Raw genomic sequence first — 2,365 nt, forward strand, 5'->3', positions numbered from 1 at the left:
TGTCCAGGTACTCGTGTGAGTGCACCACCGAGTACGAAGTTATGTGCACCACTGCTCAGGCCACGTCGGTGTCCCGTTCGATGGCCTGGAGGCGGTTCTTGAGCCGGTAGCTGTTGCCGTTGATCGAGACGACTTCGCAGTGGTGCAGGAGGCGGTCGAGGATCGCGGTGGCCAGGACCTCGTCGCCGAAGACCTGGCCCCATTCGCCGAAGGTCTTGTTCGAGGTCAGGATGATGGAGCCCTTCTCGTAACGCTTGGAGATGACCTGGAAGACGAGGTTCGCTTCGGTCCGCTCCAGTGGCTGGTAGCCCACCTCGTCGACCACGAGGACCGCGGGGCGGAGGTAGCTGGTGAGTTTGCTGATCAGCCGGCCCTGGTCCTCGGCGGCCTTGAGGTGGCGGACCATGTCGTCGAGGCTGGTGAAGTAGATCGAGTAGCCGGCCCGGCAGGCCGCGACGGCCAGGGCGACAGCGATGTGTGTCTTGCCGACCCCGGGTGGCCCGAGCAGGGCGACGTTGGCCTTGTCCTCGACGAAGGACAGGGTGGCCAGGTCCTTGACCTTGCGCGGGTCGAGGTCGGGCTGGAAGGAGAAGTCGTAGTCTTCCAGCGTCTTGTGGTGCGGCAGCTTCGACAGCCGCAGGCCGTTGCGGAAGCGGCGGTCGTCGCGGACGGCGAGTTCTTCGGCCAGCACCAGGTCGAGGAAGTCGAGGTAGCCCATCTTGGCCTCGTCCGCCCGCTGGACGTACTGGTTCAGGGCCTCGGCCAGGTGCGGCAGGCCGAGCTTGGCGGCGGTGGTGCGGATGCGGGTGCTGGTCAGCTCGCTCAACGGGCTTCCTTGGTCGGGGCGGTGAAGGGACGGGTGCCGGTCAGCTCGTCATAGACCGACAGCGGGCGGCGGCCGACCTCGATGTTCGCGGCGGCGGCCCGGTTCAGCAGAGCCTGCAGCGGCCCGGCCTCCGCCTTCGGCGGCTGGTTGCGGCGGGGTGAGGGCAGAGTGTCGTCGCCGGTGGTGACGCGGCGGCCGGCACCGGTGGGAAGGCCGTCCCAGTGCGTCTCATCCACGATGCGGGCGCCTCGGCCAACAGCCCGCGGGTGAACGGCCAACAAGGTCTGGCCACCTGGGCCGGAGACGGTGGAGTGCAGGCTGACCTGGGACTTCGTGGCCCGGACCTCGACCAGCTGGCGGGGGCGGACCTTGCGGGCGGGCACCGAGTAGAGGTTCGCGTCGAAGGCGACCAGGCAGTCCTTGCCGACATGCCGCAGGTGCCGCTGGGTGACCACGTAGGGGGTCGCCGGCAGCGGACGCAGAGCCATGTGATCGCGCACGGCCCGGTGCCCGATGACTTCGCCGTGGGTGCCGTGGACCTTCGCCCGCCGCAGCGGGACCCAGGCGGCGAAGGCGGCGTTCAGTTCATCGATGGAGGAGAAGGCCCGCCCGGCCAGGACGTGGTCGCGGACGATGCCGACCTGGCGCTCGACCCGGCCTTTGCCCTGCGGACGGTAGGCGGCCAGCACGTCGATGTCGAAGTCGTAGTGCCCGGCGAAGGCGACCGCTTCCGGGTGCAACGGAACCGCCTCACCCGGGGCGACGTGCCGGCGCACGACCGTTTTGGTGCGGTCGTAGACGATGCTCATCGGCACCCCGCCGAAGTGCGCGAACGCGGCCCGGTGGCAGTCGAAGAAGGTGGCCAGGTCCTGGCTGGTGGTGAAGCAGCAGAACGGGTCGCGCGAGTACGACAGCGTCATGTGGAAGGAGTAGACCTTCGGGATGCCGACATGGGCGAGGATCTTGCCTTCGTCTCCCCAGTCGACCTGGGCCTGAGCACCCGGGACGACCTCGAACCGCCGGTGCAGGCCCGCCAGCTCGCCCGGGCTGATGCCCAGTTCCTCCGCGATCCGGGGCCGGGCTTCCTGCAGATAGAGCTTCACCCGCTGGTAGTTGATGCTGACCCCGTACTCCTGGATGAGGCGCTCGTGGATCACCTTCCCCTTGAGCAGGATTTCGGACCTGAGCATCGCGTCGATCAGCGGCGCGACCTCGTCCACCACCCGCCGAGGCTGCTGATCTGCTGCTTCTCTCTTCGGCGGCGCGAGCGAGGCCGGATCCTTGAGGTACTTGCTGACCGTCCGGCGGTTCAGCCCGGTCTCCTTCGCGATCTCCCGCAGGCTCATCGCACCGGACTCGTACAACGGCCGGAACCGCCTCAACTCCAGCCATCGATGTGGATCCAAGACCACCGTCAGCCGCCTCCCTGCTGCCCCGAAACGACAGCAACAGACTCACGGTTGGCACCCCGTCACCGCATCAGGAATGGTGCACTTTCATCCGTACGAGGTGGTGCACGTTCGCTTGTACGCCGACAGC

At 67.7% G+C, this 2,365-nt stretch carries 2 protein-coding genes; both read right to left on the bottom strand.

Going from position 1 to position 2,365, the window contains the following annotated elements; all coding sequences use genetic code 11:
- Positions 1 to 55: 55 nt before the first annotated feature.
- The gene (gene istB / locus JYK17_RS40225; RefSeq protein WP_222812322.1) at positions 56 to 826 is read right to left on the bottom strand and encodes an IS21-like element helper ATPase IstB; all 771 of its coding nucleotides are present in this window, start codon (positions 824 to 826) and stop codon (positions 56 to 58) included.
- Positions 823 to 2,238: an IS21 family transposase gene (gene istA, locus JYK17_RS40230; RefSeq protein ID WP_222812323.1), complete on the bottom strand. Its 1,416-nt coding sequence runs from the start codon at positions 2,236 to 2,238 to the stop codon at positions 823 to 825. The genes istB and istA overlap by 4 nt, the downstream gene beginning before the upstream one ends.
- Positions 2,239 to 2,365 lie beyond the last annotated feature (127 nt).

The organism is Streptomyces plumbidurans (assembly GCF_019857225.1).
GTDB lineage: Bacteria > Actinomycetota > Actinomycetes > Streptomycetales > Streptomycetaceae > Streptomyces > Streptomyces plumbidurans.